Origin of the sequence: Azospirillum sp. SYSU D00513 (assembly GCF_017356015.1) — a bacterium.
In the GTDB taxonomy this organism is placed as follows: Bacteria; Pseudomonadota; Alphaproteobacteria; order Azospirillales; family Azospirillaceae; genus Azospirillum.
This window is the reverse complement of record NZ_JAFIQV010000034.1, coordinates 21,339-47,527: the sequence shown is the minus strand read 5'-3', so window position 1 is coordinate 47,527 and position 26,189 is coordinate 21,339. Positions and strand designations below refer to the sequence as shown.

At 66.6% G+C, this 26,189-nt stretch carries 18 protein-coding genes and 4 pseudogenes; 19 read left to right on the top strand and 3 right to left on the bottom strand.

Translation table 11 applies throughout. The features are described 5' to 3' along the window. Positions 1–202: 202 nt before the first annotated feature. Together JUB11_RS22760 and JUB11_RS22755 are read left to right on the top strand one after the other, a co-directional pair. Positions 203–1,036 (top strand): ABC transporter permease, encoded by an 834-nt coding sequence (locus tag JUB11_RS22760; protein WP_207461073.1) that lies wholly within the window; start codon positions 203–205, stop codon positions 1,034–1,036. A gap of 37 nt (positions 1,037–1,073) precedes the next feature. Further along, on the top strand, positions 1,074–1,856 hold the full coding sequence (locus JUB11_RS22755; RefSeq protein WP_207461072.1) for a sulfotransferase: 783 nt from the start codon (positions 1,074–1,076) through the stop codon (positions 1,854–1,856). Here the strand turns inward: JUB11_RS22755 and JUB11_RS22750 are convergent. Next, positions 1,853–2,791 (bottom strand): hypothetical protein, encoded by a 939-nt coding sequence (locus tag JUB11_RS22750; protein ID WP_207461071.1) that lies wholly within the window; start codon positions 2,789–2,791, stop codon positions 1,853–1,855. The genes JUB11_RS22755 and JUB11_RS22750 overlap by 4 nt on opposite strands. A gap of 186 nt (positions 2,792–2,977) precedes the next feature. Here JUB11_RS22750 and JUB11_RS22745 point away from each other — a divergent pair, with 186 nt between their 5' ends. The 6 genes from JUB11_RS22745 to JUB11_RS22720 all read left to right on the top strand — a co-directional run bounded on the left by JUB11_RS22745 (position 2,978) and on the right by JUB11_RS22720 (position 9,393). After that, on the top strand, positions 2,978–4,363 hold the full coding sequence (locus JUB11_RS22745; protein ID WP_207461070.1) for an ABC transporter ATP-binding protein: 1,386 nt from the start codon (positions 2,978–2,980) through the stop codon (positions 4,361–4,363). Positions 4,364–4,406: 43 nt separating this feature from the next. Beyond that, the gene (locus JUB11_RS22740) at positions 4,407–5,270 is read left to right on the top strand and encodes a hypothetical protein (RefSeq protein WP_207461069.1); all 864 of its coding nucleotides are present in this window, start codon (positions 4,407–4,409) and stop codon (positions 5,268–5,270) included. A 154-nt stretch (positions 5,271–5,424) separates the two neighbouring features. Then, positions 5,425–6,906, top strand: a complete 1,482-nt coding sequence (locus tag JUB11_RS22735; RefSeq protein WP_207461068.1) for a UbiA family prenyltransferase — start codon at positions 5,425–5,427, stop codon at positions 6,904–6,906. Further along, positions 6,903–7,334, top strand: coding sequence for a GtrA family protein (locus JUB11_RS22730; RefSeq protein WP_207461067.1), 432 nt, complete (start codon positions 6,903–6,905; stop codon positions 7,332–7,334). The genes JUB11_RS22735 and JUB11_RS22730 overlap by 4 nt, the downstream gene beginning before the upstream one ends. Next, on the top strand, positions 7,331–8,650 hold the full coding sequence (locus JUB11_RS22725; RefSeq protein WP_207461066.1) for an FAD-binding oxidoreductase: 1,320 nt from the start codon (positions 7,331–7,333) through the stop codon (positions 8,648–8,650). The genes JUB11_RS22730 and JUB11_RS22725 overlap by 4 nt, the downstream gene beginning before the upstream one ends. Continuing rightward, complete coding sequence (locus JUB11_RS22720) at positions 8,647–9,393, top strand: SDR family oxidoreductase (RefSeq protein WP_207461065.1); 747 nt, start codon at positions 8,647–8,649, stop codon at positions 9,391–9,393. The genes JUB11_RS22725 and JUB11_RS22720 overlap by 4 nt, the downstream gene beginning before the upstream one ends. Before the next feature lie 45 nt (positions 9,394–9,438). Here JUB11_RS22720 and JUB11_RS22715 read toward each other — a convergent pair whose 3' ends face one another. Continuing rightward, positions 9,439–11,652 carry a DUF6311 domain-containing protein gene (locus JUB11_RS22715; protein ID WP_207461064.1) on the bottom strand — a complete coding sequence of 738 codons (2,214 nt, stop codon included), beginning with the start codon at positions 11,650–11,652 and terminating at the stop codon, positions 9,439–9,441. Between the two features lie 290 nt (positions 11,653–11,942). On the opposite strand from JUB11_RS22715, the gene tnpA reads away from it, so the two are divergent. The 8 genes and pseudogenes from tnpA (at position 11,943) to JUB11_RS22675 (ending at position 24,323) form a co-directional block, all read left to right on the top strand. Next, positions 11,943–12,338: an IS200/IS605 family transposase gene (gene tnpA, locus JUB11_RS22710; RefSeq protein ID WP_207461063.1), complete on the top strand. Its 396-nt coding sequence runs from the start codon at positions 11,943–11,945 to the stop codon at positions 12,336–12,338. Positions 12,339–12,341: 3 nt separating this feature from the next. Further along, positions 12,342–13,544, top strand: coding sequence for an RNA-guided endonuclease TnpB family protein (locus tag JUB11_RS22705; protein ID WP_207461062.1), 1,203 nt, complete (start codon positions 12,342–12,344; stop codon positions 13,542–13,544). Positions 13,545–14,230: 686 nt separating this feature from the next. Continuing rightward, positions 14,231–15,223: a hypothetical protein gene (locus tag JUB11_RS22700; protein ID WP_207461061.1), complete on the top strand. Its 993-nt coding sequence runs from the start codon at positions 14,231–14,233 to the stop codon at positions 15,221–15,223. 163 nt (positions 15,224–15,386) lie between these two features. Beyond that, a pseudogene (locus JUB11_RS22695) lies at positions 15,387–15,476 on the top strand (IS5/IS1182 family transposase); the annotation flags it as partial. A 117-nt stretch (positions 15,477–15,593) separates the two neighbouring features. Beyond that, entirely contained in the window at positions 15,594–16,532 is a 939-nt protein-coding gene (locus JUB11_RS22690) for a glycosyltransferase (protein WP_207461060.1), read from the top strand. Positions 16,533–16,591: 59 nt separating this feature from the next. Continuing rightward, complete coding sequence (locus JUB11_RS22685; RefSeq protein ID WP_207461059.1) at positions 16,592–17,767, top strand: glycosyltransferase family 4 protein; 1,176 nt, start codon at positions 16,592–16,594, stop codon at positions 17,765–17,767. Further along, the gene (locus JUB11_RS22680; RefSeq protein WP_207461058.1) at positions 17,764–22,308 is read left to right on the top strand and encodes a glycosyltransferase; all 4,545 of its coding nucleotides are present in this window, start codon (positions 17,764–17,766) and stop codon (positions 22,306–22,308) included. The genes JUB11_RS22685 and JUB11_RS22680 overlap by 4 nt, the downstream gene beginning before the upstream one ends. A gap of 38 nt (positions 22,309–22,346) precedes the next feature. Continuing rightward, the gene (locus tag JUB11_RS22675) at positions 22,347–24,323 is read left to right on the top strand and encodes a glycosyltransferase family 4 protein (protein WP_207461057.1); all 1,977 of its coding nucleotides are present in this window, start codon (positions 22,347–22,349) and stop codon (positions 24,321–24,323) included. A 387-nt stretch (positions 24,324–24,710) separates the two neighbouring features. Here JUB11_RS22675 and JUB11_RS22670 read toward each other — a convergent pair. Continuing rightward, positions 24,711–25,139: pseudogene (locus JUB11_RS22670) on the bottom strand (Tn3 family transposase); the annotation flags it as partial. Between the two features lie 177 nt (positions 25,140–25,316). Here JUB11_RS22670 and JUB11_RS33260 point away from each other — a divergent pair. The 3 genes and pseudogenes from JUB11_RS33260 to JUB11_RS22660 form a co-directional block, all read left to right on the top strand. Beyond that, entirely contained in the window at positions 25,317–25,442 is a 126-nt protein-coding gene (locus JUB11_RS33260) for a hypothetical protein (RefSeq protein WP_282189141.1), read from the top strand. 111 nt (positions 25,443–25,553) lie between these two features. After that, positions 25,554–25,847 (top strand): annotated as a pseudogene (locus JUB11_RS32915) (integrase core domain-containing protein); the annotation flags it as partial. A gap of 38 nt (positions 25,848–25,885) precedes the next feature. Next, positions 25,886–26,101 (top strand): annotated as a pseudogene (locus JUB11_RS22660) (IS481 family transposase); the annotation flags it as partial. Positions 26,102–26,189 lie beyond the last annotated feature (88 nt).

Here is a 26,189-nt window from a genome sequence, read left to right as displayed (position 1 = left end):
GACTGGGCACCTCAGCCCAGCATTGCCAGGGGGCTGCTCTTCGGGGCGGCCCCTTTGCCGTTCGAGGGCCGCCGGCGCACCGTTCGGAGGGCGGTCCGGCCCTGCCTTGTCTGCCGTGTACCGGGGCGAGGGAAGCGTGTTAGGGTCCCCGCGCCGCACGACGTGCGGCGCACCCGTTCCCCTCCGCCCCTATAGTTGGTCGATGTTCGCACATTTCCTGCGCATACCGTTGAGCCTGATCCAGCACCGCTATCTGGTGCGTCAGATGACATGGCGCGACATCGCGGGCCGTTACCGCGGATCCTTCGCTGGCCTGCTGTGGTCGTTCATGACCCCATTGGTCATGCTCGCCATGTACACCTTGGTGTTCGGCGTGATGTTCCAGACGCGCTGGACCGCAGCCGCGCCGGAGAACTCAATCGTCCATGCCGACGGCCATGCCAGCTTCGCGCTGATCCTCTTCGTCGGGCTGATCCTGCACAGCTTCCTGTCGGAATGCCTCAGCCGTGCGCCCAGCCTGATCCTGGGCAACGCCAACCTGGTCAAGCGCGTCGTCTTCCCGTTGGAGATCCTCGGCTGGAGCACCATCGGCTCGGCGCTGTTCCATGGCGCGATCAGCTTCGCGGCTCTCTTCGCCATCTATGCGCTGCTGCAGGGAGCGATCCCCTGGACCGCCCTCCTGCTGCCCTTCGTGGTGCTGCCGCTGGTGGTCCTGACGCTCGGGATCGTCTGGTTCCTGGCCGCGCTCGGCGTCTTCCTGCGCGACATCGGGCAGGTCATGCCGCCGGTGATGACGCTTCTCCTGTTCCTCAGCCCGATCCTGTTCCCCATCACGGCCGTCCCGGAAGCGATGCGCCCGATCGTCTTCCTCAATCCCTTGACCATCCCGGTCGAGCAGGCGCGCGCCCTGATCATCTGGGGGGTGCTGCCGGACTGGTGGCAACTGGTGACGTACAGCGTAATTGCCGTCCTAGTCGCCTGGGGCGGCTTTTACTGGTTCAGCCGCAGCCGCCCGGCCTTCGCCGACGTGATGTGACGGCCCCCTTCCCCGACACGCGAAGACCTGATCGATCATGCTCCAGTTCCTCGGCATCGGCGCCCAGAAAGCCGGGACCACCTGGCTCTACTTCAATCTCAAGAAGCACCCCTCGGTCTTCCTGACCGAGGAGAAGGAGTTGCATTTCTGGGACCAGCACCGCGCGAACGGGCTGGACTGGTACCGGCAGCAGTTCGCGGCGGCCCCGCAGGGCATGGTGGCCGGGGAGATCACGCCCGCCTACGGCATTCTGGCTTCCGAGACGGTGGCGGAGATCCGGCGCGAGTTCCCGGACATCCGCCTGATCTACCTGATCCGGAACCCGATCGAGCGGGCCTGGTCCTCGGCCCTGATGGCGTTGCCGCGCGCGGAAATGGCCTTCGAGGAGGCGTCCGACACCTGGTTCATCGACCATTTCAACGCGCGGGGATCGGCCAGCCGCGGCGATTACGAGACCTGCCTGGAGGTCTGGCGGAGCCACTATCCGGCCGAGCAGCTTCACGTCGAGACCTTCGATGACATCGTGGCCGACCCGCGCGGGGTGCTGCGGCGCTGCTGCCGGCATCTCGGCCTCGACCCCACCGCCTACGAGGCGGTCCCTGACGACTCCCTGTCAGCGCCGCACAATGTCGGGTCGCGCCACCCGATGCGCCCGACCCTGCGCCACTATCTGGACGGGCTGTACCGCCCGAAGATCGAAAGCCTGGGCCGCTACCTGGGCCGGGACCTGTCGGGCTGGCTGTCCGGCCCGGCCCACCGCCTCTCCCCCTCGGAGCGGATGCGCCTCTGGCTCGCCAGCCGGGCTCACGGCCTCCGCTAACCGGTCCCCTGGCCATTCATAAGTCCGGCGGCGGCGAGCGCCGGGCGGTGGGCGGCGACGAAGCCGCCCAGGAAGCCCTGCTGCATGGCCGCCAAGGCGGGCTCGCGGAAGAACTTCACCCGGACCGGAAAGTCCCCGGCGGGTCCGCGCAGGCTGCCCTGCCGCTCCTCGTGATGCACGCCGCCGATGGAAGTGGCGTGCAGGACCAGGGCGCGGTGTTCCCCGCACAGCACCGTGCCGTCCTCCCTAGCCCGCGTCTGCGCTAGCAGCCGGCCGTGCACGTTCCAGACGGCTCCCTTTAGCACCGCGCAACGCCGGCCGGGCTCCCAGGCCGCGAGGTTGAAGGCATTCTGGTCAATCATCCGGTGATCCTCTAGGGCCGCGCAGCGGTCGCGCACCCCGGCCAGGGCCTCGGCCGACTGGCACAGGAAGAGGCCGGAGTTGAGATAGGGCTTCCCCGGGTCGATCCCGGCGGCCCGGACCGCCGCGTCGAAGGGTGGAACGCCCCAGAGCGCGATGAAACTGGCAATGTCGCCCACCTCGGCGTCGGACGCGGCGGCGAACACGGCATCCGCCCGTTCCATGGCCTCCAGCAGCGCTGCCAGTGGCGCCTCCAGGGAACCAGCGATCATCATGTCGCAGTCGAGCCAGAGGATGGGGCCGCCGATGCCGTTCAGATAGTCGGCAAGCGCCGCCTTAGCCAAATAGGGGTGTGCGCCCTCGGGCACCGAGGCCGGACGGGGCACGAGCCGCCCGGCTTCCGTCAGGAAGCGGCGCTGTGCCGGGCTCAGCCCGAAGTCGCAGACCAGCAGCCGGGTCCCCGGCATCCACCGCTCCAGAGACTGGGCGAGCAGGCAGGTCATCGCGAAATAGCCGGCGTCGGAGCCGGTCACGAAGGAGACCGGCCCGGGGGCGGATGAGGGAGCGGAGGTCATGCGCGCTGCCGGAAAGGGCCGGGAAGCCGGGAGCCAGGCCGGCCGGCGGCCCGGCGTGGAAACTGTTGCGCCCCGCCGCCCTGGGTGCGATGAATGCGCCGCCTCCGAAGGGGGACGCCGGGCGCCGCGAGCGTTGTCCGGTCGAAGACACGGTGAGCTTGGCTGGCCCTATAGCGGTTTTTCTGCATGCATTCATCCAATCAGGCGATCGCGGTCCGTGACCTCTCCAAGGTTTACCAGATCTACAGCCGCCCGGAAGACCGCCTGAAACAGGCGCTGTTGGGCCGGAAGCGCCGGTATTTTCAGGAATTCTGGGCGCTGCGCGGCATCAGCTTCGAGATCGAGCGCGGCAGCACCGTCGGCATCGTCGGGCACAACGGTTCGGGCAAGTCCACCCTTCTCCAGATCATCTGCCACACCCTGCGGCCGTCTTCCGGCGAGGTCGAGGTGAACGGCCGGGTGTCCGCGCTGCTGGAACTCGGCTCCGGCTTCAACCCGGAATTCAGCGGGCGCGAGAACGTCTACCTGAACAGCGCGATCCTCGGGCTCAGCCGGGACGAGACGGACCGGCTGTTCGACGAGATCGTGGCCTTTGCCGACATCGGCCCCCACCTGGATCAGCCGACCAAGACCTATTCCACGGGCATGGTGATGCGCCTCGCCTTCGCGGTGGCGATCTCGGTCAACCCGGACATCCTGGTCGTGGACGAGGCCCTGGCCGTGGGCGACGAAGCCTTCCAGCGGCGCTGCATGGCCCGCATCGAGGCGATCAAGAAGAAGGGGGCGACGATCCTCTTCGTGTCGCATTCCGCGAACCAGGTCGTCGAGCTGTGCGACCGCGCGATCCTGCTGGACCATGGCGAGCTGCTCTACGACGGCCCGCCGCGGCGGGCCATCAACTTCTACCACCGGCTGCTCTACACGCCGGCCGACCGCCGGACGGCCTTCCGCGAGGGGCTGCTGGCCGCCCGCCGCGGCGAGGCGCTGCTGCCCGACGAGGTCACGGCCGCGCCAGCCGTCGCAAAGGACGGCGCCGCGCCCGCCTCCGAGGGGCAAGGATTGCCTTCCTCTCCCGACGACGAGCTGGAAGAGCATTTCAACCCCGGCCTCGTGCCGCAGAGCGCCACGGCCTATGAGTCCCGCGGCGCCCACATCCGCAACGTCCGGATCACGAACAAGGAAGGGCGTCAGGTGAACGTCCTGGTGTCGGGGCGCCGCTACGCGCTCTGCTACCGCGTCGAACTCGAGCAAGGGGCCTGGGGCGTCGCCGTAGGCACGCGCCTCAAGACCGTGACCGGTGTCGAGCTGGGCGGCTCGACCACGCTTTCCACCCCGCGCGTTCTGGATTACGTGGAAGCCGGCACGGTCCTGGAGGTGGTGCACGAGTTCGAATGCAGGCTGATGGAGGGCACCTACTTCCTGAACGCCTCCGTGTCCGGGCTGGTCGAGGGCGAGCGCCATTGGCTGAGCCGCCTGGTGGACGTCACCATGTTCATGGTCTTGCCGGTCCGCGGCCGCTTCTCCAACGGTCCCATCGACTTCGCGTTCGACAGCCGGGCGCAACCCCTCTGAGCCACCGCTCCGACAAGGCCTCTTCGAGAGACAGGCGCATCCGATGTTCAGCAGACTCTTCTCCCGTTCCCCCCGCCGCCGGATCGTCATCGTCCTCGGCATGCACAACAGCGGCACCTCGCTGCTCGCGCGCGCGATCGCGCTGATGGGGGTCGAACTCGGCCGTCACGTCCTGACGCGGGAGAGCTTCGAGCAGGCGCCCCGCTACGACTACTGGGAGCATGCCCGAATCACCGAGATCCAAGACAAGCTCCTGCAGTTGCTGGACCGCTACTGGAACCAGGACCGCGCCGATCATCCCATTCCGGAAGCCGCCTGGCAGCAGCCAGAGGTCCTCGCGCTGAAGCGCGAACTGACGGAGATCGTCCAGGCCGAGTTGGCGGAGGCTCCGGGCCTATGGGGCTTCAAGGACCCGCGCACAGTCCGGCTGATGCCGCTCTGGCACGACATCGCGCAAACGCTGCGCCTCGACCCAATGTACCTGATCAGCCTGCGCGCGCCGGCGACGGTCGCCACCTCCTTCGCCTCCAAGGGGCAGGTCCCCTACGAACTGGCCGAGCGGCTGTGGACCCGGCACTATTTCGAGGCTCTGCAGTACAGCCGGGGTGCTGCACGGCTCGTCACCGACTACGACGCTTGGTTCACCGACTGGGAGCGCCAGTACGAGCGGCTGGCCGACTTCCTCGGCCTCACGGAGCCGGAGAAGCGCGCCACGGCGCGCGCCCAGGTCGCGCGAACCATCGACCCCGGGCTGAAGCAGCACGCGGCGGCGCCCGACGCGCCGCTGCGCCCCATCACCCGCGACCTCCAGGCCTTGCTCCTGCGCATGGCCGAGGGCTCGGACGACCCGGCGGCGGAGGCCGCCCTGCTGGCCCGGCGACAGGAACTCACCTCCGTTTCCCTTTAGCTCGCAACCCGGCGGCCCACGCCCGGCGTCCCGAGCCCGGCACCGGCAGCCGGCATGGAACCAAGCCGATTGCCTCTTCTTCGAGGGAGGCGTTATACGGGGCTCGGTCGCAGGACATACCTGCGCCGCGGAACAGACGATCGGAGTGCATGTTTTGGAACAGCAGACCCGAGTGGCGCCGCGCCCTGAAACACAGGACTCCGCAGGCTCGGGCGGGCCGGCCAAGCCTCCCCTGGTGGTTGATCTCGACGGCACGCTGTTGAAGACCGATCTGCTGTACGAGGCGCTATTCGTCTTGTTGGCGACCCATCCTCTGACCGCGTTACGGACCCCGAGCTGGCTCGGCAAGGGCAAGGCGGCCTTCAAGGCTCAGCTCGCCGACGCGGTCCTGCTCGACCTTCACACGCTCCCGGTGGACGAGGGGGTGCTCGCCCTCATCCGAGGCGCCAGGGCCGAGGGGCGGCGGGTGTATCTCGCGTCGGCCTCGGACCGTCGTTACGTGGAGGCCCTCGCCCAGCATATGGGCCTGTTTGACGGCGTCTACGCGTCCGACGGGCAGATCAACCTGGGAGCGGAGAACAAGGCGCGCGTCCTGGTGGAGATGTTCGGCGAGGGAGGGTTCGACTATGTCGGCAATTCCCTGGCCGATGTGCCGGTCTGGGCGCGGGCGCGCACCGCTTATCTCGTCAACGTGCCGAACGGGGTCGCCCAGGCGGCCCGCCGCGCCGCCGCGGACGTCCGGGTGGTGAGCAGCGAACGCCCGCGCCTCAAGGACTACCTGCGCGCCATGCGCGTGCATCAGTGGTTGAAGAACCTGCTGATCCTGGTGCCGGGCCTAGCCGCCCATGTCCTGACCCCGGCGGCCCTGGGCAGCGCTTTGCTGGCTTTCCTCAGCTTTAGCCTGTGCGCCTCCAGCGTCTATCTCCTGAACGATCTGCTCGACCTGCGCAACGACCGGCTTCACACCACGAAGCGGCGGCGGCCCTTCGCGTCTGGAGCGGTGCCGCTGGTTCACGGGATGCTGCTGTTCCCAGGTCTGCTGGGAGCGTCTCTCCTGCTGGCGCTCATGGTATCGCCCGCCTTCATCGGGGTTCTGGCCGTCTATTATGCCCTGACGCTGGCCTATTCCTTCGTCCTAAAGCGCCAGCTGATCCTCGACGTGGTGTCGCTGGCGTGCTTGTACGGGATGCGGCTGGCGGCGGGCGGCGTGGCCCTGGGCGTCGCCCTGTCGGAGTGGCTCATCGCTTTTTCCATCTTCTTCTTCCTCAGCCTCGCCCTTGTGAAGCGGGCGACGGAGCTGGTGGGCCGCGTCAAGCAGGGGCTGGGTGCTCCTGCCGGCCGTGCTTATGAGCCGGGCGACCTTCCGGTTCTGGAAATGCTGGCCGCTTCCAGCGGCTTCGCATCGGCCCTCGTCCTGGCCCTCTACATCCATAGCCCCGAGGTGACGACGCTTTACCAGCGGCCCGGGCTGCTGTGGTTTGGTGGGCTGGTTCTGGTCTATTGGCTGTGCCGGATCCTGATCCTGACCCACCGCGGGGAAATGAACGACGACCCCGTGGTCTTCGCGGCCACCGACCGGGTCAGCCTGCTGTGCGGTGGCCTGATGGGGCTAACGCTCCTGGCGGCGACGCTGTGACGGCCGGTACGTCCGGGGCGCCCCGCTCCCTGCCGGAGCTGGGCCTGCGCTACACCGCCTTCGCCGTCGTGGCGACGGCGGTGAATCTGCTGACGCAATGGTGTCTTTTTGCTCTTTACGCCGGTCCCGGCGCCGTCTATGCGGCTCTCGCCCTAGGCACGCTGACCGGCCTGGTGGCCAAGTATGTTTTGGACAAGCGCTGGATCTTTGACGACCGCTCCACCGGCGCTGCGGCCCACGCGCGCAAGTTCTCGCTCTACACACTGATGGGCGTGTTCACCACGGTCATTTTCTGGGGGACGGAGCTGGCCTTCGACGCCCTCGGCGGGGGAAGCTGGCGCTATGTGGGCGGCGCCCTGGGGCTGGCCATCGGCTATGTGGTGAAATACCGCCTGGACCGGCGTTTCGTGTTCGGAAGTGCTTCATGAGGCTGTCAGGCTGGGGCCGCTTTCCGCGCGCCGAATGTCGGACCCTGACAGCCCGCTCCGCCGGGGATGCCGTGCGCGCCGTCGCGGAGCCCGGCGGGCTGATCGCCCGCGGCAACGGCCGCTCCTACGGCGACGCCGCCCTCAACTCTCGCCTCACCCTGTCCATGCGAGGCATGGATCGGATGCTAGCCTTCGACCCGGATAGCGGGACGCTGACCTGCGAGGCGGGCGTCCTGTTGAGCGACATCCTGGACGCGTTCGTTCCGCGCGGCTGGTTCCCGCCGGTGACGCCGGGCACGAAGCTGGTCACCGTGGGCGGCATGATCGCCGCCGATGTACATGGCAAGAATCACCACGGCGCCGGTTCCTTCGGCGATCATGTGGTCAGCCTTGACCTGCTGCTGGCGGACGGCCGGATCGTCACCTGCGGACCCGGCCGGGAGCCGGAGCTGTTCGCGGCCACGCGCGGTGGCATGGGGTTGACTGGGGTGATCCTGCGGGCCAGCGTTCGCCTGATCCCCGTGACGACGGCCTACGTTCGCCAGGAAACGCTACGCGCGGACGACCTCGACGGGATCATGGGAATGTTCGAGGAGTCCGGCGGCTGGACCTATTCGGTGGCATGGATCGATTGCCTGGCCCGAGGAGCCCGGCTCGGGCGTAGCCTGATGTTCCGCGGCGAGCATGCCGGTGTGGACGAGCTGCCCCAGGAACTCCGCTCTGATCCGCTGTCGTGCCGGCAGCGCCGTCCACTGACGGTGCCGCTGGACTTCCCCGGTTTCGTCCTCAACAACTGGACGGTCGGCGCCTTCAACGAGCTGTACTGGCGTCGTGGCACACCGCGGGAAACGGTGGTGGACTACGACACCTTCTTCTATCCGCTGGATGCGCTGCTGCAATGGAACCGCATCTACGGCCGCTCCGGCTTCTTCCAGTATCAGTGCGTGCTGCCCAAAGCGGTGAGCGCGGCGGGGCTGCGGTCACTGCTGGAGACCATTGCGTCGACCGGAAACGCGTCCTTCCTCGCAGTGCTGAAGCTGTTCGGCCGCCAGGAAGGGGTGCTCTCCTTCCCCATGGAAGGCTACACGCTGGCTTTGGATTTCCCGGCCAATGCGGCCTCGATGAACCTCATGCTCGCGCTGGACCGCATCGTCGCCGACCATGGTGGGCGCCTGTATCTGGCGAAGGATGCCCGCATGGGAACATCGCTGCTCCGGCAGGGCTACCCGGCCCTCGAGAATTTCAAGGCGTTGCGCGGCGCGCACCGCCTCGAAGGAACGTTCCGTTCCCTCCAATCCGAAAGGCTCGGCCTATGACCGCCACCATCTCCGGACCTGTGCTGATCCTGGGAGCCACCTCCGACATCGGCTGGGCAATCGCACAGCACTACGCGCAGGCCGGGCGGCCGCTGCTCCTCGCGGCCCGCAATCCGGAGCGGCTGGAGGCTGACGCCGCCGACCTCAGGATCCGCTGGGGAGCGGACGTGCGAGTGGCGGATTTCGACGTCCTGGATGTCGGCGGGCATTCGGCTTTCCTGGACGGGTTGGAGGAACTGCCCGCGACCGTGGTGTGCGTGGTCGGCCTGCTGGGCAGCCAACCGGACGCCGAGCGCGACTTCACGGCGGCGCGCCGGGTGATCGACAGCAACCTGACGGGTCCGGCCAGCATCCTGGGCGAGGTGGCGAACCGCATGGAGGCGCGGGGCTCCGGCACCATCATCGGCATCAGTTCGGTGGCCGGCGACCGCGGCCGAGCCAGCAATTACATCTACGGCGCCGCCAAGGCCGGCTTCACGGCCTTTCTGTCCGGACTGCGCAACCGGCTCGCCAAGCGCGGCGTCCATGTGGTGACGGTGAAGCCGGGCTTCGTGCGCACGCGCATGACCGAGGGCATGAGCTTGCCCGCGCGGCTGACCGCCGAGCCGAACGAGGTCGCGCGCGCCATTCTGGCGGCCGAAGCTCGGGGCCGCGACATTGTGTATGTCCGTCCCGTCTGGTGGGTGATTATGCTGGTGATCCGATCCCTCCCGGAGAAAATCTTCAAGCGGACCAAGCTCTGATGGGCTGACCCGGCCCTGAAGGACCGGGTTTGCGGCGCGAGATGATCAATCCTGTTTCGGGGAGAGGGCAAGGGAAGTCAGGAACAGCGCCAACCGACGCTGATCGGCATTGAGCCCCAATGAAGCTGGGGACCTTGCGTCCGGCAACTCAAGCGTCAGCATGACATGGCCGTGTGGGCCGACATCGCCCGGCAGGAGCGGGATCGAGAGCGTCTGGAGTTCATGCCGATCAAGCACGGCGTCGAGACGACGTGTAGCGTTGATCTCAATCTGGACTCGCTGTCGATCAATCTCAGAGCGCAGGAAAGGGAGAACCGTGAGGTCGAGGGCAGCACCGTTTTCCAAGGCCCTGCGATCTACAGCGAAGGCGAGCTGGGCGCGGTTGCCGTCGCTGCTTCGACCCGATGCCTCCTGACCCGACCAGCCCGATCCCAAGATCGCATTGCCGGTGGCGAACGGTTTGAAGTCGAGGCTTCGCCCAACCGCTATAACCGGCATAGCGGACGATCCGGCCGTTGCCAAGGTTGCGGCCATCAACGCATTCGGCACACCGGAGTCCAGCCAACGGTCGCTACAGGCCAGACCAAACCAAGCCCAGCGACACTGGTCGATCAAGCCGGTCGTTTCGGCCGAACGCAGAACCTCAACTGAGGGAGCAAAGAACATCAGGAGAGATCCGGGGGTGGCGCTGTTCCTTGATACCGCCTCCCACATCCGGCGCTCCTGCAGTGGACAGTCGGCAACGGGGCGGGCTGCATCGGCGCTGTTGACGGGTATTCCAAACCATCCGGTCGCGAGTTGCAGACGAAGGTCAAAGGCGCTCGCGTTCGGCTCGCGCACTCGACAGCTGTGCGGCGGGAAAATGTCGAGCCGCTCATGCCAGCCGATGAATGTGCGCCACTCGGCTTCCTGCGGCATGGCTGCTTCCGGCTGCCGCGTCCAGACCAGAGACCGCAGCCAAGGCGCCACATCCGCAACCTGCACCGCCGCCGCCGCCGTCAGAAAGGCCGCCGCCGCGATCTGGGTGGCACGGCCCCGCTTTTCCGCCGCCAGCAGCAGCGCCGCTATGGCGGCGCCAACCGCGAGATAGGCGACCGGCCAGAAAAATCGCCCGCTCGCCCGGAAGATGTTTGCGAGCCCCAAGACCGGGTTTGGAAGCTCAAGGGAAATTATTTTTGCTGGCCCCGCGTAGATGACGTTCGAGAGGGCAAAGATGGTGCAGGCAGCGAGAGCCAGGAAAAGCGCGGGATGATAGCGCACCACCCCCGGTATCCACCTTATGCCAACAATCAGACCAGCGATGACGACGAGAATGGCTCCAAGCCCCAGGTAATTGAATCCCTCGAGTTGTACGCCGGTCGCATCCATGGGAAGGGGCGGTAAATGGGGGCCGAGCACGGCCCCCTGACCGAACCAGAGCGGCGACAAAAGGTTCATGGAAGCAATGCCGAAACCCTCAGCTCCGCCGCGAGCGGCTTGAAGCAGCCCCGTCGCCAGCATCACGGCGAGAGTCAGGCCCGCAAAGCCGCCCAGCTGACCCAGAATGTACCGGATGCCCGCGCGGCGGCGCCACGCGTCGTCCATCAGGGACGCGGCCCAGAGCGCTACCGCCATGATCCAAAGATAGGAATGTATGAGGAGGATGACCCCCGTGTAGGCTGAGAACCATGCCTGTGCAGCGCCCGCACGAGGTCCGCTGCGCAGGGTCTGGACATAAAGGACCAAGGCGCCTAGGACGGCGAAATGACCGTTCAGGGCCAAGTGCCCTGATCGGAACAGGAAGGTGGGCATCAAGACAGCGAAAGTGGCGCCCGCCAGCACGGCTACGGGCGAGCGTGCTCCGAGCGCTCGCACGAGAAGCGCTCCTGTGAGCGACTGCAGGACAAAAATAGCCGCGTACCAGAGGCCGAATGCATTTACAGTCTGGCCGGACACCGTGTGCAAGAGCTTTGCGACGAGCGACAACAGGGGCAGGCTGTCGGTCAGAAAGATGTTGATGCCCTGCGGGGCATTGTACTGGTCGGTCAGCAGGATCGGAAACTGCCAGGCCGATTGGATGAAGTGCAGATGGCCGGCCACGTGCCAAGCTTGGTCCCGCACCAGCCGCCACCAGACCTCGCTCGTGCCCAGAATGAAGGCGGCCGGCATGAGCAGGGCGACGAGGATCGCGCCGGGCAGAACGCCCAGCAACAGGGCAGTCCGCAGTCCGCTCACGGCTCGCCAGGGGTCTTTTCTCCGGACTGCGGTGTCCACCATCATGCTCCTTCTTCCCTCGGCTGCCGGTGTCCGGTTCCGGGTGGTTTGTGATTCAGCTGCGGAAAGGTCGCGTAACTACCACAAGCCTCCGCTCACGGCCATGGACGTTCCAGACGGCACCGCGTAGTGCCGGTCGGGTTCCCAGACCACGAGGCTGAAGGCGTTCTGGTCGATCATCAGAACGCACTCCCGGATCGGCGGAAACCCCTGCCTTTAGGCATGGGGACAGCCGAGCCTTCGCCGCAGGCGAAGCGCCCTTGAGCATTAGGTTGCTCCATGCTATATACTCTCCTATGGCTGATTATCGCTCGAACAACAACGTCGTCTATTCCTGCAAGTACCACGTGGTTTGGTGCCCGAAGTATCGCCGCCCTGTGCTTGAGGCGCCGATTGACGCTCGGCTGAAAGAAGTCGTTGCGGGCGTGTGCAGTGAGACGGACGCCGAGTTGATCGAGATGGAGGTCATGCCAGACCACGTGCACTTGCTCGTGGGGTGCGATCCGCAGTTCGGTGTCCACCGGCTGGTTAAATCTATCAAGGGGCGGTCGTCGCGCTTGCTGCGGGGCGAGTTCCCCTGGCTGAAGTCTCGGCTGCCGACCTTGTGGACTAACAGTTATTTCGTTTGCACGGTGGGCGGGGCTCCGCTCGACGTAATCAAGCGGTACATCGAAAACCAGAAGGGCGTCTGACCTGTGCTCAACCGAGGCTACAAATTCCGGCTGTACGCGACCGATGAACAGGAAACCCTGTTCGGTCAATACGCTGGCGTTTGTCGCCTCGTTTACAATCTTGGCCTGGAACAGCGCCGCAATTGGTGGCGACTGTTTCGCGCGAACACTGGTAACGCCATCAGCTACCCCTCGCAAGCCCGCGAGCTGACCGCACTCCGCGCCGAGTTCGACTGGATCGCCGCCGTCTCGATCATCTGTCAGCAGCAGGCGCTCCGCGATTTGGACAAGGCGTTCGGCAATTTCTTCGCTGGCCGGGCCGACTATCCGACTCCTCGCAAGCGCGGGCTGAACGATGCCTTTCGCTTTAGCGGACGCGATTGCCAGTGGCACAAGCTGAATGCCAAGTGGGCGACGGTGAAGCTGCCCAAAATAGGCGAGGTCAAGTTCCGGCTGACCCGCGCCATCCCCGGCACGATCAAGAACGTGACCGTGACCGGCGACGCCCTTGGCTGGCACGTTGTCTTCTCGACCGAGGTTGAGCATACCGCGCCGGCCAACTTTGGCCCGGCCGTTGGCATCGACCGGGGTGTGGTCCGCACGCTCGCCCTGTCGGACGGGACGTTCCGGGATATGCCGAAAGAGCGGCTGAACGTGCTGGACCGCCGCGCCCGCAAGCAGGCCCGAAAGCTGGCGAAGTGCAAGCGCGGCTCCAATCGCCGCAACGCCGCCCGCAAGACTCTTGCCCGCACGAAGGCGAAGATCGCCCGTGTCCGCCTGCACTGGAACCACGAGCGCACGACGGAGATCGCCGCGACGCATGGCGTAGTCGCGCTGGAGGCGTTGAAAACCAAGAGCATGACGGCGAGCGCGGCGGGGAAGGTCGAGGAGCCGGGCCGGAAGGTGCGGCAGAAGGCAGGGCTGAACCGGGCGATCCTGAACAACGCTTGGCATCAATTCGAGGCCCTCCTTTCCTACAAAATCGCCGAACGCGGCGGTGAGTTGCGCAAAGTAAACCCCGCATACACGTCGCAGTGCTGCGCTGAATGCGGAACCATCGATAAAGCAAGTCGCGAGAGCCAAGCGAATTTCCGCTGTGGACATTGCGGGCATACGGCGAACGCCGACACAAATGCCGCCCGCAGTATCCTAAGGGCTGGAACACAGCCCGCGCCGAGGATTGCCGTTGGGCGTCCGTTGAAGCGCGAACTGAAGAGGGTGGCTTAGGCTACTCTTGGAAATCTCCCGGCTTTAGCCGTGGGGAAGATGTTAAGCGATGCTCATCCAAGGTCGCGCACCCCGGCCAGGGCTCGGGCAACCGGCAGAGGAAGAGACCGGAGTTGGAGATAGGGCCGCCAGGGTCGATCCCTGCGGCCCGGACCGCCACAGCGAAAGGCGGAACGCCCCAGAGCGTCACGAAACCAGCAATATCGCTCCCCTCGGCGTCTGGCGCGGCGGCGAAAGCCGCGTTTGCCCGTTCCATGGCCTCCAACAGCTCCGCCAAGGACGTCTCCAGGGAGCCGGCGACCATCATGTCGCAGTCGAGCCAGAGGATCGGGCCACCGATGCCAGACGGAGCAGGAGGCGTCCAGGCTGACGCTGACCTGCACGCTTCGGAAACCCTCGCGCAGTACCTGTTGCTGAGGCCGATGACGAAGGCTCGATGTGTGACAAACGCCTTGTCTCCTCTGGCCGCTTGACGCTGCTTGCGGGAGAGAAGCTCGGTCCTTCAGGGCCGAGGGATGTCACACAGGGAGAGGATGAGGCAGGACATCTCCGCCTTGGCGTGCGATGCAAGATCCGGTGTTCCAATTCGGGTGAAGCACGTTTCGCAAGAATAACAGACGTTGCAGATCGGTTATCATAGGTTTAATCTGCGCTTTGTGTCTTGTTGCTGCTAGGGAATGGCGGAGATGCTTTCAGAAGTTTTCTATTTATCTTATTATCCAGATGTCAAAGCTGCAGTGGATGCGGGTCAATTCTCATCAGGACAGCAGCACTACGATCTTTTTGGGCGCGCCGAGGGGAGGAGGACAGCGGCGCCATCTTACTTCGATGAGTCTTATTACCTCAAAACAAACCCCGATGTTGCACGGGGAATCCAGGAAGGTGATTTCGTAACTGGTTTTCATCACTTCACTATATTCGGGATGAAGGAAGGAAGAGATGCTTCGGCATCCCTATCCGAGGACTACTATCTCCAGGCAAATCCTGACGTTGCCTTGGCGGTCGCTAGCGGACAATTCGCAAGCGGCATGCAGCACTATGATCTTTTCGGCCAGACCGAGACGCGGAGCTTCCGAGGCCGGCCGCTGATCGAAGGCACCGTAGGGAACGACACGATAACCACGTGGGACTCCAGCTTCGTTCTGTCCGGCGACGGTGACGATTTGATCAACCTCGGAACTTATGCGCCTGGCAGGGGTGATGTTGTTTATGCCGGAGCCGGCAATGACTCAGTGTTGATGACAACCCATTCTCAGGGTATCCCGGAGCTTCGCGCTGGCGGACCGGCCGAAGTCCACGGTGAGGCCGGCGATGACCGCTTGCGAGCGCCAGTGATGTATGGAGGTGCCGGCGCCGATGTTTTCGAGGCCTTTATTTATTCGGACCGCGCAGCCTATAGAGGGAGTGAGATAACCATTCAGGACTGGCAGAATGAAATTGATCGCATCGACGTTTCGTCGTTCCGCATGAGCGTGCCTAACGACCCGACCGGTCCGCTCTTTTCTACCCGTGCGTTGACATGGGCCGATATCGAAAACCAGATCACCTACACAGACGGAAACGCAACTGTCGTTGTTCCGTTCACGAATGGCGCCTCGGGGCTTGTGACCTCGACCGTGACACTGCTGGATGCGGCGCGAGGAACACTGGGGCGTGACGATTTCATATTTGCGTCCTGATGGAACACGGCAGACGCGCTTTTTCGGTAATAGGTCCGCCGATGTCCTTACAATGGTAATCTAGAAGCCCCCTGCTGCTATCACCTCCGTCTAGGTTCTGTGGACTCTTGGGATTTCCATCGTCGAAGAAATATGATTCAAGACCGTTCTTTAGGAGACGGTCTTGGGAGCGAAAGAACGTTTGGTGCTGAGGGATGATCAGTGGGAGCGTATCGCACCCTTGATGACGCGGAAACCGGGGAATGGACGTTCAACGCCGAAATCAAGCCGGGAAATGCCCTGAAATCCTAGGATCCCGCTTCATCCGCCGCCCGCGTGGCTGGCCCTGGACAAGGGCCGCCATAGGCTGGAAGCCATCCGTGGAAAGCGATTGACGCGGCTGGTGACGGGCTATCTTATGAAGCCGACCGTTCCCGACCGCACCCCGGACTCAATGCCTCTGCATCCCCTGCTCGCCCCCTACACCGACACCAGGAATGCCGATCGTGTAGAAACTGCCAAGCAGCCCGACGAGCAGGCCGCCATCGGGCAGGAGGCGCCGCGCGGCCTGTCGATCATCATCTTGAACCTCGACAAGCCGGAACTGATCGTGCCGCTGGTCGAGAGCCTCGTCGCGGTGGAGCCGTCCTTCCGCGCCGCTGGCCTCGGCTTCGAGGTCCTGGTCGGGGACACCGGCTCGACCAACCCGAAAGTGCTGGCGCTGTACGACCGCGCGCCGCCCTTCGTGAAGGCCGTGCGCGGGCTGAAGTACCATTTCTCCCGCTCGAACAACCAGGTCTTCTTCGGCCACGCGCGGTACGACACCGCGTTGTTCCTCAACAACGACGTGGTCATCCGGGACCATCCGGACTGCCTGATGGGCATGGTTCGCCTGCTCGACCGGCGGCCGGAACTGGGCATGGCCGGGCTGTGCCTGTTCTTCCCCGACGGGACCGTGCAGCATGCCGGCATCGACGTGTTCCGCGACGGCCCGCTGCGGGGTTTCTGCTTCCACCCGCACGCGCGTGCGCGGATGCCGGAGCGGGCGGAAGAGTCCTGGGACTGCCTAGCTGTCACGGCGGCCTGCGTGATGATCCGGTCGTCCCTGTTCCGGGAGATCGGCGGGTTCGACGAGGCCTACCGCACGGAATGCCAGGATGTGGCGCTGTGCCTTGCCGCCCAGCGGCTCGGGCGGGGCGTCGCCATCCTCAACGCGGGCCAAGTCCTGCACCTGGAGAACGCCACGCGCCCCAAGGGATCGGAGGACTGGGGTGACCGCCAGCTCTTCATGCGCCGTTGGGGCTCCTTCATCGAAGCCTTCGCCCTCTGATCCCATTTCCGGAACCCTTGCGCGAGCCCATGCCTGCACTCCTTTTCCTTTGTCACCGCATGTCCCGGGGCTTCGGGGTTTCGGTGGTGGTCGAGAATCTGGCGCGCCGGCTGACCGCCCGCGGCATCCCCGTCACCATCGGCTGCATGGAGCATGACGGGACCCTAGCCGACCTCGACATTCGCCAAGTGGAGGCTCAGCCCGCAGCCATCGCCGAGTTGGCCGACAGCGTCGGCGCTCGGACGCTGGTAGCCCACACCACCCCCTTCTTCGAGGCGCTGCCGGAGCTTCAGGGCCGCTTCTCCTGTTGGGCCTGGGAGCATGGGGACCCCAGCCCCTTCTTTTTCGAGCACGATCGCGAGGAGCGCGAGCGGATCATCCGGCACAAGCAGGAGCACGTCTATCCCGCGCTCGCCGGGGTCGTCGCCATTTCCGACTTCATCCGCCACGACATAGGCTGGCCGCGCTCCCACCTGATCTTCAACGGCTGCGACCATGTCCCCGACCGCGGCAGCAAGGGGTTGCAGGACTTCCCGCTCGGCGACGGCGCTCCCCTGCGGGTCGGCACGCTCATGCGCATCGGGCCCGGCGAGGCCCGCTACAAGGGGCTGCAGCTCTTCCTCGACCTCGTGGCGGCGGCGCGCGCCGCCGGCATCGACCTCGAGGCCCACGTCATGGGGCGGGGGGAGCCGGAGCATGCGGAGCCCTTCCGGGTCGCCGGCATCATCACCCACCTCAATGCGACCGACGAGGAGCGCGCGGACTATCTGCGCTCGCTCGACGTCTTCATCTCGCCGAGCCAATGGGAGGGATGCAACCTGCCGCTCCTGGAGGCGCAGGCCCTGGGCACGGCCGGGCTCGCCTACGATACCGGAGCGCATCCGGAGATGACGCCCATCCTCGCCGCTGACGGCACGGAGATGATGGCGCTGCTGCGCGCCTACGCGCGCGACCGCGGCCTGGTGCGGCGGCATTCGCTGTTGTGCTACCGCTTCGCGCGCGGCAAGTACCGCTGGGCCGACGCGGCCGAGGAAACGGTGCGGCTCTTCGGTCTGAGCGCGGCCGCGGCGCCCGAGGCCCGGCCGGCCCAACCCGCCGCAGCCTTCGAGCAGGGCTGGCTTCCAGTCTATTCGGCGAAGCTCTGGCGCTCGCTCCGCACGGAAGGCCTGTCCGGTACTGCGCGGCGGACCGGCCGCTATCTGTCCTACAAAATCCGCAAACGCCTCGGCCAATGACCGCGGTGCTTCGGACATCGGCCGTTCCGCTCGCCTGGGGCAGCGACGAGCAGGCAGCACTCGCCTGGCGCCATGGGCTGGCCCTGTGCCGCGCGCTCGCCCTGGAGGGTGCCGCGGTCACAGCCTGCGTCGTCTCCGAACAGCCCCTGCCCAAGCCGGCGGAGCGGGCGCTCCGGCGGTTGGCCGGGCGGCACGGCATTGTCATCGAGACGGCGCCGGAACCGGAGCTGTCCCTGGAGGGGAACCTCTACGCGCGGCTCGCCTACCGCTTCCACCGCTGGGCGCGAGGCCGAGGCTTCGGCGAGATCCAAGCGGTGGACCTGTACGGCCTGCCCTACTATTGCCTTCTCGACCGCGCCGCTGGCCGGGACTTCACGGGCACGGCCTTCGGGATTTTGTCCGCCGGCCCGAGCCGCGCGCTGCTGCTGGAGCGCGGGCGCTTCCCGCAGGCCGACACGCTGGGCCGCCTGTTCCTGGAGGACGAGTGCTTGGCGCGCGCCGACCGTGTCCGCTCCGTGGCGGAAGCGGCTTTGCTGGCCATCGACCTCGATGATCCGGAGTCGACCGCGGAATCGACCCTACGGCCGGGAGCGGCCGGCCTGCGCGTCCTGGCCCTCGGCGAGGAGCTGACCGAGGCGGAACTGCGATTCCTGGCAAAGGCGCTGCGCCAGGCGCGCCCCCGTCTGCCGGGGCCGGTGAGCCTGACCATCGTCGATCTGGCCGCCGTCCCTTCCCCGGACGTCGGCGCGTTGTTCGCCGGGTCCGCGGAGACGGTGACGGTACGGGCCGGCGAGAGCGCTGACCTGCCGGATCTGTTCCGAGGATCGGACATCGCCGTGCTGCCCGGCGCCGTCCGGGATGCCGCTTGGCTAGCGGTCTTGTGCCGGGCCGCCCGGCTGCGGGTCGTTGGGCGCGGCCATGCCGAGCTGGCCGCCCTCGCTCCCGGACTGGCGCCCTGCGGCCCGCCTTTGGAGCTCGCCAGCCGGCTTTTGGAGGCCCTGGAGGCTCCACCGCCTGAGCCGCTGCCTGCGGTGCGGCTAGAACTTGATCCGCCCGCTCCGCCTGCTTCCGCCCCGGCCGGAAAGGACGGGCCGCCGCTGGTGAGCGTCTGCGTCACCCACTTCAACCGCCCCCGGCTTCTGCGTCAAGCAGTCGCCAGCATCGCCGCGCAAACCCATCCGGCCTTCGAGCTAGTGGTCGTCGACGACGGCAGCGACGACCCGGAGGCCCTGCGGTTCCTGGACGAGCTGGAAGCCGAGCCTCCGGTTCCGGCCTTCCGCCTGATCCGTCAAGCGAACCGCTATCTGGGAGCAGCGCGCAACGCGGCTGCATCTGCGGCAGCCGGCGCCTACCTCCTGTTCATGGACGACGACAACCTAGCGAAGCCGGAGGAACTGTCCGTCCTGGCCGCCGCCGCCCGGGCGTCCGGCGCTGACATCGTCACCTGCTTCAATGACACCTTCTCGCGGCAAGACGACGAAGGCCGCCCCCTGCCGGAGACACGCCGCCTGTTCTTCGGCCCGGCCGCCCAGGTCGGGGTGCTGTTCAACGGCTTCGGCGACGCCAACGCCCTGATCCGGACCGAGGCCTTCCACCGGTTCGGCGGCTTCAGTGAGGATTACGGAGTCGGGCACGAAGATTACGAGTTCTTCGCCCGCGCCGTGCTGGCCGGCGCCCGCCTCCTGACGGTGCCGGACGCCCTGTTCTGGTATCGCGTCGATGCCGGCAGCATGATCAAGACCACCACGCTCGGGCTCAACCACGCCCGGGCGCTGCGGCCCTATCTGGCCGGCACGCCCCTGGCCACGGATCTGGCGATGCTGGCGCGCGGCAGCTTCATCGAAGCCGACCGCACGGTCGCCATGCTCCAGGAGGATGGGCGGCGCAAGCAGGAGGCCGTCGAGGTCCTGGAGGCGGCAAACGCCGACAAGCAGCGTGCGCTCGCCGTCCTGGAAGACGCGAACGTGGAGAAGCAGCGCGCCGTCGACGCCCTCCAGGCGGTCAGCGTCGAGAAGCAGCAGGCTATCGACGCCCTGCAGGCGGTCAATGCCGAAAAGCAGGGCGCGATCGATGCCCTCCAGGTGGCGAACACGGAAAAGCAGCAGGTCATCGACGCCCTACAGACCCTGGGCGCCGAGAAACAGCGCGTTATTGAGGAGCAGCAGCGGATCATTGAGGAGCAGGGACGCGCCATCGAGGCGATCCACCGCTCCTTCACTTGGCGCCTGGGTGGGCCAGTGCGCCGCTCGGCCCGCCTGGCGCGGCGCGTGGTGAGGCTTCTCCATTACCGGCGGCATGATCTGGTCCTGGTGCCCGCCGCCGGGATCTCTGCCGAGGTCGCCGAAGAGGACGGGCTGTACCGGAGCACCGGCGAGGATCCGCAGTTCGATGTCCGGACCATCGACGGGCGGCTGCCGGGCGGCTGGACGAGGCTGTCCTACGGCGGCCAGGGCATCGACCACCCCCTGGTTCCCGAACTTTACGTCGATGCCGGGGCGGGTGCCTCGGAAGCCGGCAAGCTCGCCCTTCCGCCCTTGCGGTCCGGCCGGATCACGCAATTCCTGCGCCTCCCCCTGGAGGTGCGCGGCCTGCGCTTTGATCCGCTCGCCCGGCCGGGACGTTTCCGGCTGGAGCGGCTGGAGGCCACCTCAATGGGAGGGCTGGCCCTGCTGGCGCTGCTGGCGGCACGACATCCCCGCAGGATGCTGGCCGGGCTGGCCGGCGGCCGGGCGGGGCTGGCGCGCGCGGTGGAGGAGGTCATCCGGCTAGAGAACGCCATGCCGGCGCTCGGCTACCGGGATTGGATCGCCTGCTTCGACAGCCTGGACGACACGGACCGCGCGGCCATCCGGGAGCGCGCCTCCGCCCTCCCAATCGGCTTCACGGTCGTGATCCCCGCCGGGACGGCGGCACCGGCCGATCTGGCCGCTTGCGTCTCCAGCGTCCGGGAGCAGCTCCATCCACGATGGCGGCTGGTCCTGGTCGCAGCCGATGCTGCGGCCCTGCCGACCGGGATGGCGGATGACCCGCGGGTCACCGTCGTGGCGGCGTTGTCCGACCTGGCACCAGCCGGGGGGCGGGAGTGCGGGGACTGGATCGCCTGGGTCGAGCCAGGGGTCAGGCTAGCTCCGCATGCGCTCTTCATGGCGGCCTGCCGTCTGGCGGTCGAGCCGGACACGGAACTGCTCTACGCAGACGAGGACCGGCTGGACGGCCGGGGGGAGCGGATGGACCCCGTCTTCAAGCCGGGCTGGAGCCCCGACTTCTTCCAGGCGAAGAACTATCTGGGTCCCTTGATCGTGCTGCGCCGGACCCTGCTGGAGGCGGGAGCGGGGCTGGCGCCATCGGTGGAGGATGCGCCCTACGCCGCAGCGCTCCTCCTGCTGGAGCGCGAGGGCGAGGCCCCGGTGCGACACATCCCCTTCGTCCTTTCCCATCGCACCGTGGTGGAAGAGGCGGCGGAAACGGCCCGGCGCGGCCGAGAACGCGCCCTGCTCGCCCGTCGTCTGGCGGAGCGGTCCGGAGCGGGAGAAGGGGGGTCCGTCCGGGTGGAGCCCTGGCTCGACGGGACGGCCAACCACCTCGTCTATCCGCTGCCCGAGCCGGCGCCGCTGGTCAGCATCATCGTGCCGACCAAGGACAAGATCGACCTGTTGCGCCTGTGCGTGGAGAGCCTGCGCGACAGGACGGCCTATTCCGGTGGTTTCGAGATCCTCGTCATCGACAACCGGAGCGCAACCGAGGAGGCGCGGGCCTATTTCACGGAGCTAGAGCGCACGGGCAAGGCCCGCGTCATCCCCTACGACGCGCCCTTCAACTACTCGGCGATCAACAATTTCGGCGTCCGGCACGCGCGGGGAAGCGTTCTGGGCTTCCTGAACAACGACATCGAGGTCATCGACCCGCACTGGCTCGCCGAGATGACGGCGAACGCGCTCCGGCCGGAGATCGGCGCCGTGGGAGCCCTGCTCTACTACCCCGACGACACGGTCCAGCACGCCGGCGTCGGACTGGGGCTGCACACGCTAGTCGGCCATCTGCACAAGGGGCTTCCGCGCGGATCCCGCGGCTACGCTGGCCGGGCGGCCTTGGCCCAGAATTTCTCCGCCATGACGGCGGCCTGCCTGGTCATGCGCCGCTCCGTCTTCGAGGAGGCCGGCGGCTTCGAGGAGGAGCATCTCCAGGTTGCCTTCAACGACGTGGATCTCTGCCTACGCCTGCGGGCGAGCGGGTACCGCCTGCTGTGGACCCCGCACGCCGCGCTGTACCACCATGAGGGCGCCTCGCGCGGCCGTACGGAGAAGCCCGAGCGCCTAGCCCAGTTCGCGATCGAGGTGGGCTACATGAGGGAGCATTGGGCGCACGTCGCGGCGACCGATCCCTACTACAATCCGAACCTGACGCTGGAGGCGGAGGATTACGGCCTCGCTTGGCCGCCGCGCGTCGTACCGCCCTGGCGGCTGCCCCCCGAGCCTCCGGCTCAGGGTGAGAACGAAACCGGCAGGTCCGACATCGCCGAGGTCGACGCCGGCGGCGGCTGACCCGCCCCGCCCCACCCCACCGAAGGTCTTCCGGCAGCATGTCTTCCACTGTTTCCGCCCCCATCGTTTCCGTCTGCATCGTGACGCACGAGTTCGCCGGCCTGCCGGGCAGCGGGGGGATCGGCACCGCCTTCGCCGGCCTCGCCGAGGCGCTCGCGGCGGCCGGCCATGCGGTTACGGTGCTGTGCACGGGCCTGCTTCCGGTGCCGGAGGGGTTCGAGGCGGCTGCCGGGATCACCTTCGTCCGGCTGTTGCCCGGCCCCGTGCCAGTGGAGGGCGGCCCCTTCCTGCGTATGTCGTACGACGTCTTCGACTGGCTCTCGCAGCACCGGTTCGACGTTGTGCATTTCGCGGACTGGACCGGCCTCGGCTTCTGCGCCACCGCGGCCAAGCGGCAGGGACTCGCTTTCGCCGGCACCAGCCTCGTGGTGGGGCTGCATGGCCCGACGCGATGGGTGCGCAGCGCCACGGGCGGCGGCTTGGAAGCCGTCGAGGAGCTGGCGGTCGATTTCCTGGAACGGCGCTCGGCCGAACAGGCCGACGTGGTCGTCAGCCCGAGCCGCTATCTCCTGGGCTGGGTCCGGGCGTCCGGCTGGGCGCTGCCCGGACGGACGGAGGTGCGGCAGAACATCCTGCCCCACGCATCCTCTCAAACCTCCGCCACGCCCCCATCCGGCATGACTCGGGCGGTGCGGGAACTCGTGTTCTTCGGGCGGCTGGAAACGCGCAAGGGCGTGACGCTGTTCTGCGACGCCCTCGACCAGCTGCGGGGGATGGGGGAATTCCCGGAGTTGCGGATCACCTTCCTGGGCGGATCGGCGCCGGTGGAGGGGGAGGATGGTGCCGCCTATGTCCGCCGACGGGCGTCGGCATGGCCCTGGGCCGTGACGCTCGAGACGGGCCTGCCCTCCTCCGGAGCCCTGGCCTATCTGCGCGGCGAGGGACGACTGGCCGTCATTCCCTCGCGCATCGAGAATTCGCCCTGCACGGTCGCCGAATGCCTGATCCACGCCTTGCCCTTCGTGGCGAGCCGGGTCGGCGGCACGGAGGAACTGGTCGCCGAGGAGGATCTTCCGAAGGTCCTGTTCGAGCCGGACGCCGGAGCCCTCGCCGAGCAGCTGGCGGGGATCCTGAGGGAGGGCGCTCCCTCCGCCCGGCTCCGCCTTGCCCAGGAGATGACCGCCGCGGAATGGTGCACGTGGCACGTCGCGGAGCTGTCCCGGGAGGAGAGCCCTCCGGCTAAATCGGCGCCTCCCGCGGGTTACGTGCTGCTCGCCGACCCGCGCCTGCGCTTGCTGGACGGGGCGGCCGAGCGCATGGCCGGCGTGGCCGCCCGCACCGGCGCCGCGGTCGTGACCGGTGCCGTGGACGACGTGGCCGTGGAGACCGGGTCACGGCGCTTCCTGGGGCTGGGCGGCCCAGCGGCGCTCGCCCCATGGCGCGACCCGGTCGGCCCCGGACCCCTGCTGGTCCGCCGGGATCTGGCCCCCTTGCCCGATCCGGACAATGCGGCGGAACGGAGCGCCTGGCTGAGCCGCCTGCTCCTGGCCGGCCATCGCATCGACGTGATTCCCCTGCCTCTGGCCACCGCTGCGGATCCGGCGATCCTCGTTCCCTGCACCCGCGAGGAGCGGCTTCGGCCTTTCCTCTCGGATGCGGATGAAACGGTGGCCGACCTGGTCAGGCTCGCCATCGGGTTCGAGGCCGTGACGGCCCGTGCCCTGGCCGAAAGGGACGGCCTCGCCTCGCAAGCCGCCGCGAGGAGCGCCACGGAGAAGGCCACTCCGGCCGAGGTCTTGGAAGAGCGGCGCGCCCGCCTTGCCGGGCTGCTCGGCTCCAGCTCCTGGAGACTTACCGCCCCGGTGCGGCGTCTTCTAGGAGGCGCCGAGGATCGGCAGCTGATGGCATTGCCCCCGGAACGCGCGGTGGACCTCATCCTCGGGTCAGTCTGGTGGGATCTCGTGGCGCCATGGCGGCTGGTGGCGCGCCTGTGGCGGCGTCTTCGGGGCCGCTGAAAAGCCTCAATCGAAAGCCGCAGGGATCGTTGGTGCGCGGGCATCGGCAGGACAATAAAAAATCCGGCCGCAGAGGCTGGCTCCCTCTGCGGCCGGATTTTGAGCTGACATGGAACCGTATTGGTTGATGGGCTTGAATTGCATCTGGGGCATGCGCGTTCCCTGCGCAAGCCGCTTACTCCCTTTTAGCTCCGCCTCGTCACGCCAGCACCTTCGCCACCATCGGCTGAGGCAGAGGCTTGCCATCCGGCATTGGTGCGAAAGGCCGGGCTGGTGGCAATCGGGAGGGCGAGCGGGTGTAGAGGTGCCCCATTGAAGTCGAGTGCCGAAATGGCCCGAACGAACGAAATGCACGAATTTGGCCTATAAGCAGACAAAATGAGAACATCAGGCGGCGAGGAGAAGGCCGTCCGGGACAGGACGGAGTGACATCAATCCGTCATGGTTTTCCGTCATAACCGAGACCGTGTTCCAGATATAGTCGCCGGTCAGATTGATGTGCTCCCATCCCAGCGGTGAAAGATGGGCGAGCAGGTGGTCGGGGACATTCTCCACCTCCCGCAGGACGGCGCCGGCGCGCTCCAGATACCGCATGTTCCACAAGATGATCGCGGTCACCAGCAGGTTCAGGCCGGACGCGCGATGCTGCTGGTTCTCGTAGGTCCGATCGCGGATTTCGCCGAGTCGATGGATGAAGACCGCGCGCGCCAGACTGTTGCGGGACTCGCCCTTGTTGAACTCCTGGCTGGTTTGCCTCCTGAGTTCGGGATCGGACAGCCAGTCGAGGGTAAAATGAGTCCTGGCCAGTCGGCCCAGGCGACCTTCGGCACACAGACCAACCGATACCGCCGTCTGACCAGGAATCTGGAGCAGGATCAAAGCGCCGCCGAAGATGTCGTAGAAATCGCTACTTTCGATCGAGTACTCCGCGCTCATGCTCAAGAATGCAATCCAGGACCATAATCAAATATGATCTGATAGACTGGATCTTTCATGACAAAACAAGCATTAACCAAGTACGACCCTGAAGTTCATGAGCGCGCAGTTCGGATGGTGTTCGAGCATGAAGGCGAGCACGCCCCGCAATGGGCGGCGATCAGCTCGGTCGCGGAAGATTGACTGCACAGCGGAGACGTTGCGGGGTTGGGTCCGCCAGGCCGAACGCGACCAGGGCAAACGGCCCGGCCCAACGACGGATGAGCAGGAGCGGATCAAAGCGCTGGAGCGCGTGTCGCTATCAAGTACACCGAGCGTCTTACGGAGGCCGGGGTCGAGCCCTCCGTGAGCAGCGTCGGTGATAGCTACGACAACGCCTTGGCCGAGACAATCAACGGCCTCTACAAGACCGAGCTGATCCGGCGCCGCGGGCCTTGACGCATCCTGGAAGCCGTCGAGTTCGCCATCCTGGAATGGGTGGATTGGTTCCACCACCGGCGTCTCCTCGAACCCATCGGCAACATTCCTCCCGCCGAGGCCGAAGCGCGCTACTATGCTCAAACCAAGGACGTCGCCAGGGCGGCGTGACTCAACACAAACTGCCTTCGGCAAACCCGGTGCGGTTCACCAACGGCATGGTGGAGCGCTTCAATGGCCGCATCGGGAAGGAGGTGCTGGTCATGTGCATCGGCATTCACCGTGATCTCGAGCGCCTGCTCCACGCCTACAATCTCGCCTACAACGCCCGACGACAACGGGTGCTAGAGGGCCGCTCTCCGGAGGAGGTGCAGGAACGGCTCAAAGCCAACCTTTCTCTGGCCAACGCGGCCTTTCGACCACCCAATCTCTGCCACGTCACCAAAGTCAAAACTGCGGCCCAGGTCACGCTCTACTACACAAAGGACGTGTCACCATCAGACAATTAAATGA

What these genes read in the sequence shown, in the direction of transcription:
- JUB11_RS22740 (WP_207461069.1), top strand. Translation starts at nt 4,407, where the DNA reads ATGTTCAGCAGACTCTTCTCCCGTTCCCCCCGCCGCCGGATCGTCATC.
- JUB11_RS22760 (WP_207461073.1), top strand. Translation starts at nt 203, where the DNA reads ATGTTCGCACATTTCCTGCGCATACCGTTGAGCCTGATCCAGCACCGC.
- JUB11_RS22755 (WP_207461072.1), top strand. Translation starts at nt 1,074, where the DNA reads ATGCTCCAGTTCCTCGGCATCGGCGCCCAGAAAGCCGGGACCACCTGG.
- JUB11_RS22745 (WP_207461070.1), top strand. Translation starts at nt 2,978, where the DNA reads ATGCATTCATCCAATCAGGCGATCGCGGTCCGTGACCTCTCCAAGGTT.
- JUB11_RS22675 (WP_207461057.1), top strand. Translation starts at nt 22,347, where the DNA reads ATGTCTTCCACTGTTTCCGCCCCCATCGTTTCCGTCTGCATCGTGACG.
- JUB11_RS22680 (WP_207461058.1), top strand. Translation starts at nt 17,764, where the DNA reads ATGACCGCGGTGCTTCGGACATCGGCCGTTCCGCTCGCCTGGGGCAGC.
- JUB11_RS22685 (WP_207461059.1), top strand. Translation starts at nt 16,592, where the DNA reads ATGTCCCGGGGCTTCGGGGTTTCGGTGGTGGTCGAGAATCTGGCGCGC.
- tnpA (WP_207461063.1), top strand. Translation starts at nt 11,943, where the DNA reads ATGGCTGATTATCGCTCGAACAACAACGTCGTCTATTCCTGCAAGTAC.
- JUB11_RS22700 (WP_207461061.1), top strand. Translation starts at nt 14,231, where the DNA reads ATGCTTTCAGAAGTTTTCTATTTATCTTATTATCCAGATGTCAAAGCT.
- JUB11_RS22720 (WP_207461065.1), top strand. Translation starts at nt 8,647, where the DNA reads ATGACCGCCACCATCTCCGGACCTGTGCTGATCCTGGGAGCCACCTCC.
- JUB11_RS22750 (WP_207461071.1), bottom strand. Translation starts at nt 2,791, where the DNA reads ATGACCTCCGCTCCCTCATCCGCCCCCGGGCCGGTCTCCTTCGTGACC.
- JUB11_RS22725 (WP_207461066.1), top strand. Translation starts at nt 7,331, where the DNA reads ATGAGGCTGTCAGGCTGGGGCCGCTTTCCGCGCGCCGAATGTCGGACC.
- JUB11_RS22715 (WP_207461064.1), bottom strand. Translation starts at nt 11,652, where the DNA reads ATGATGGTGGACACCGCAGTCCGGAGAAAAGACCCCTGGCGAGCCGTG.
- JUB11_RS33260 (WP_282189141.1), top strand. Translation starts at nt 25,317, where the DNA reads ATGACAAAACAAGCATTAACCAAGTACGACCCTGAAGTTCATGAGCGC.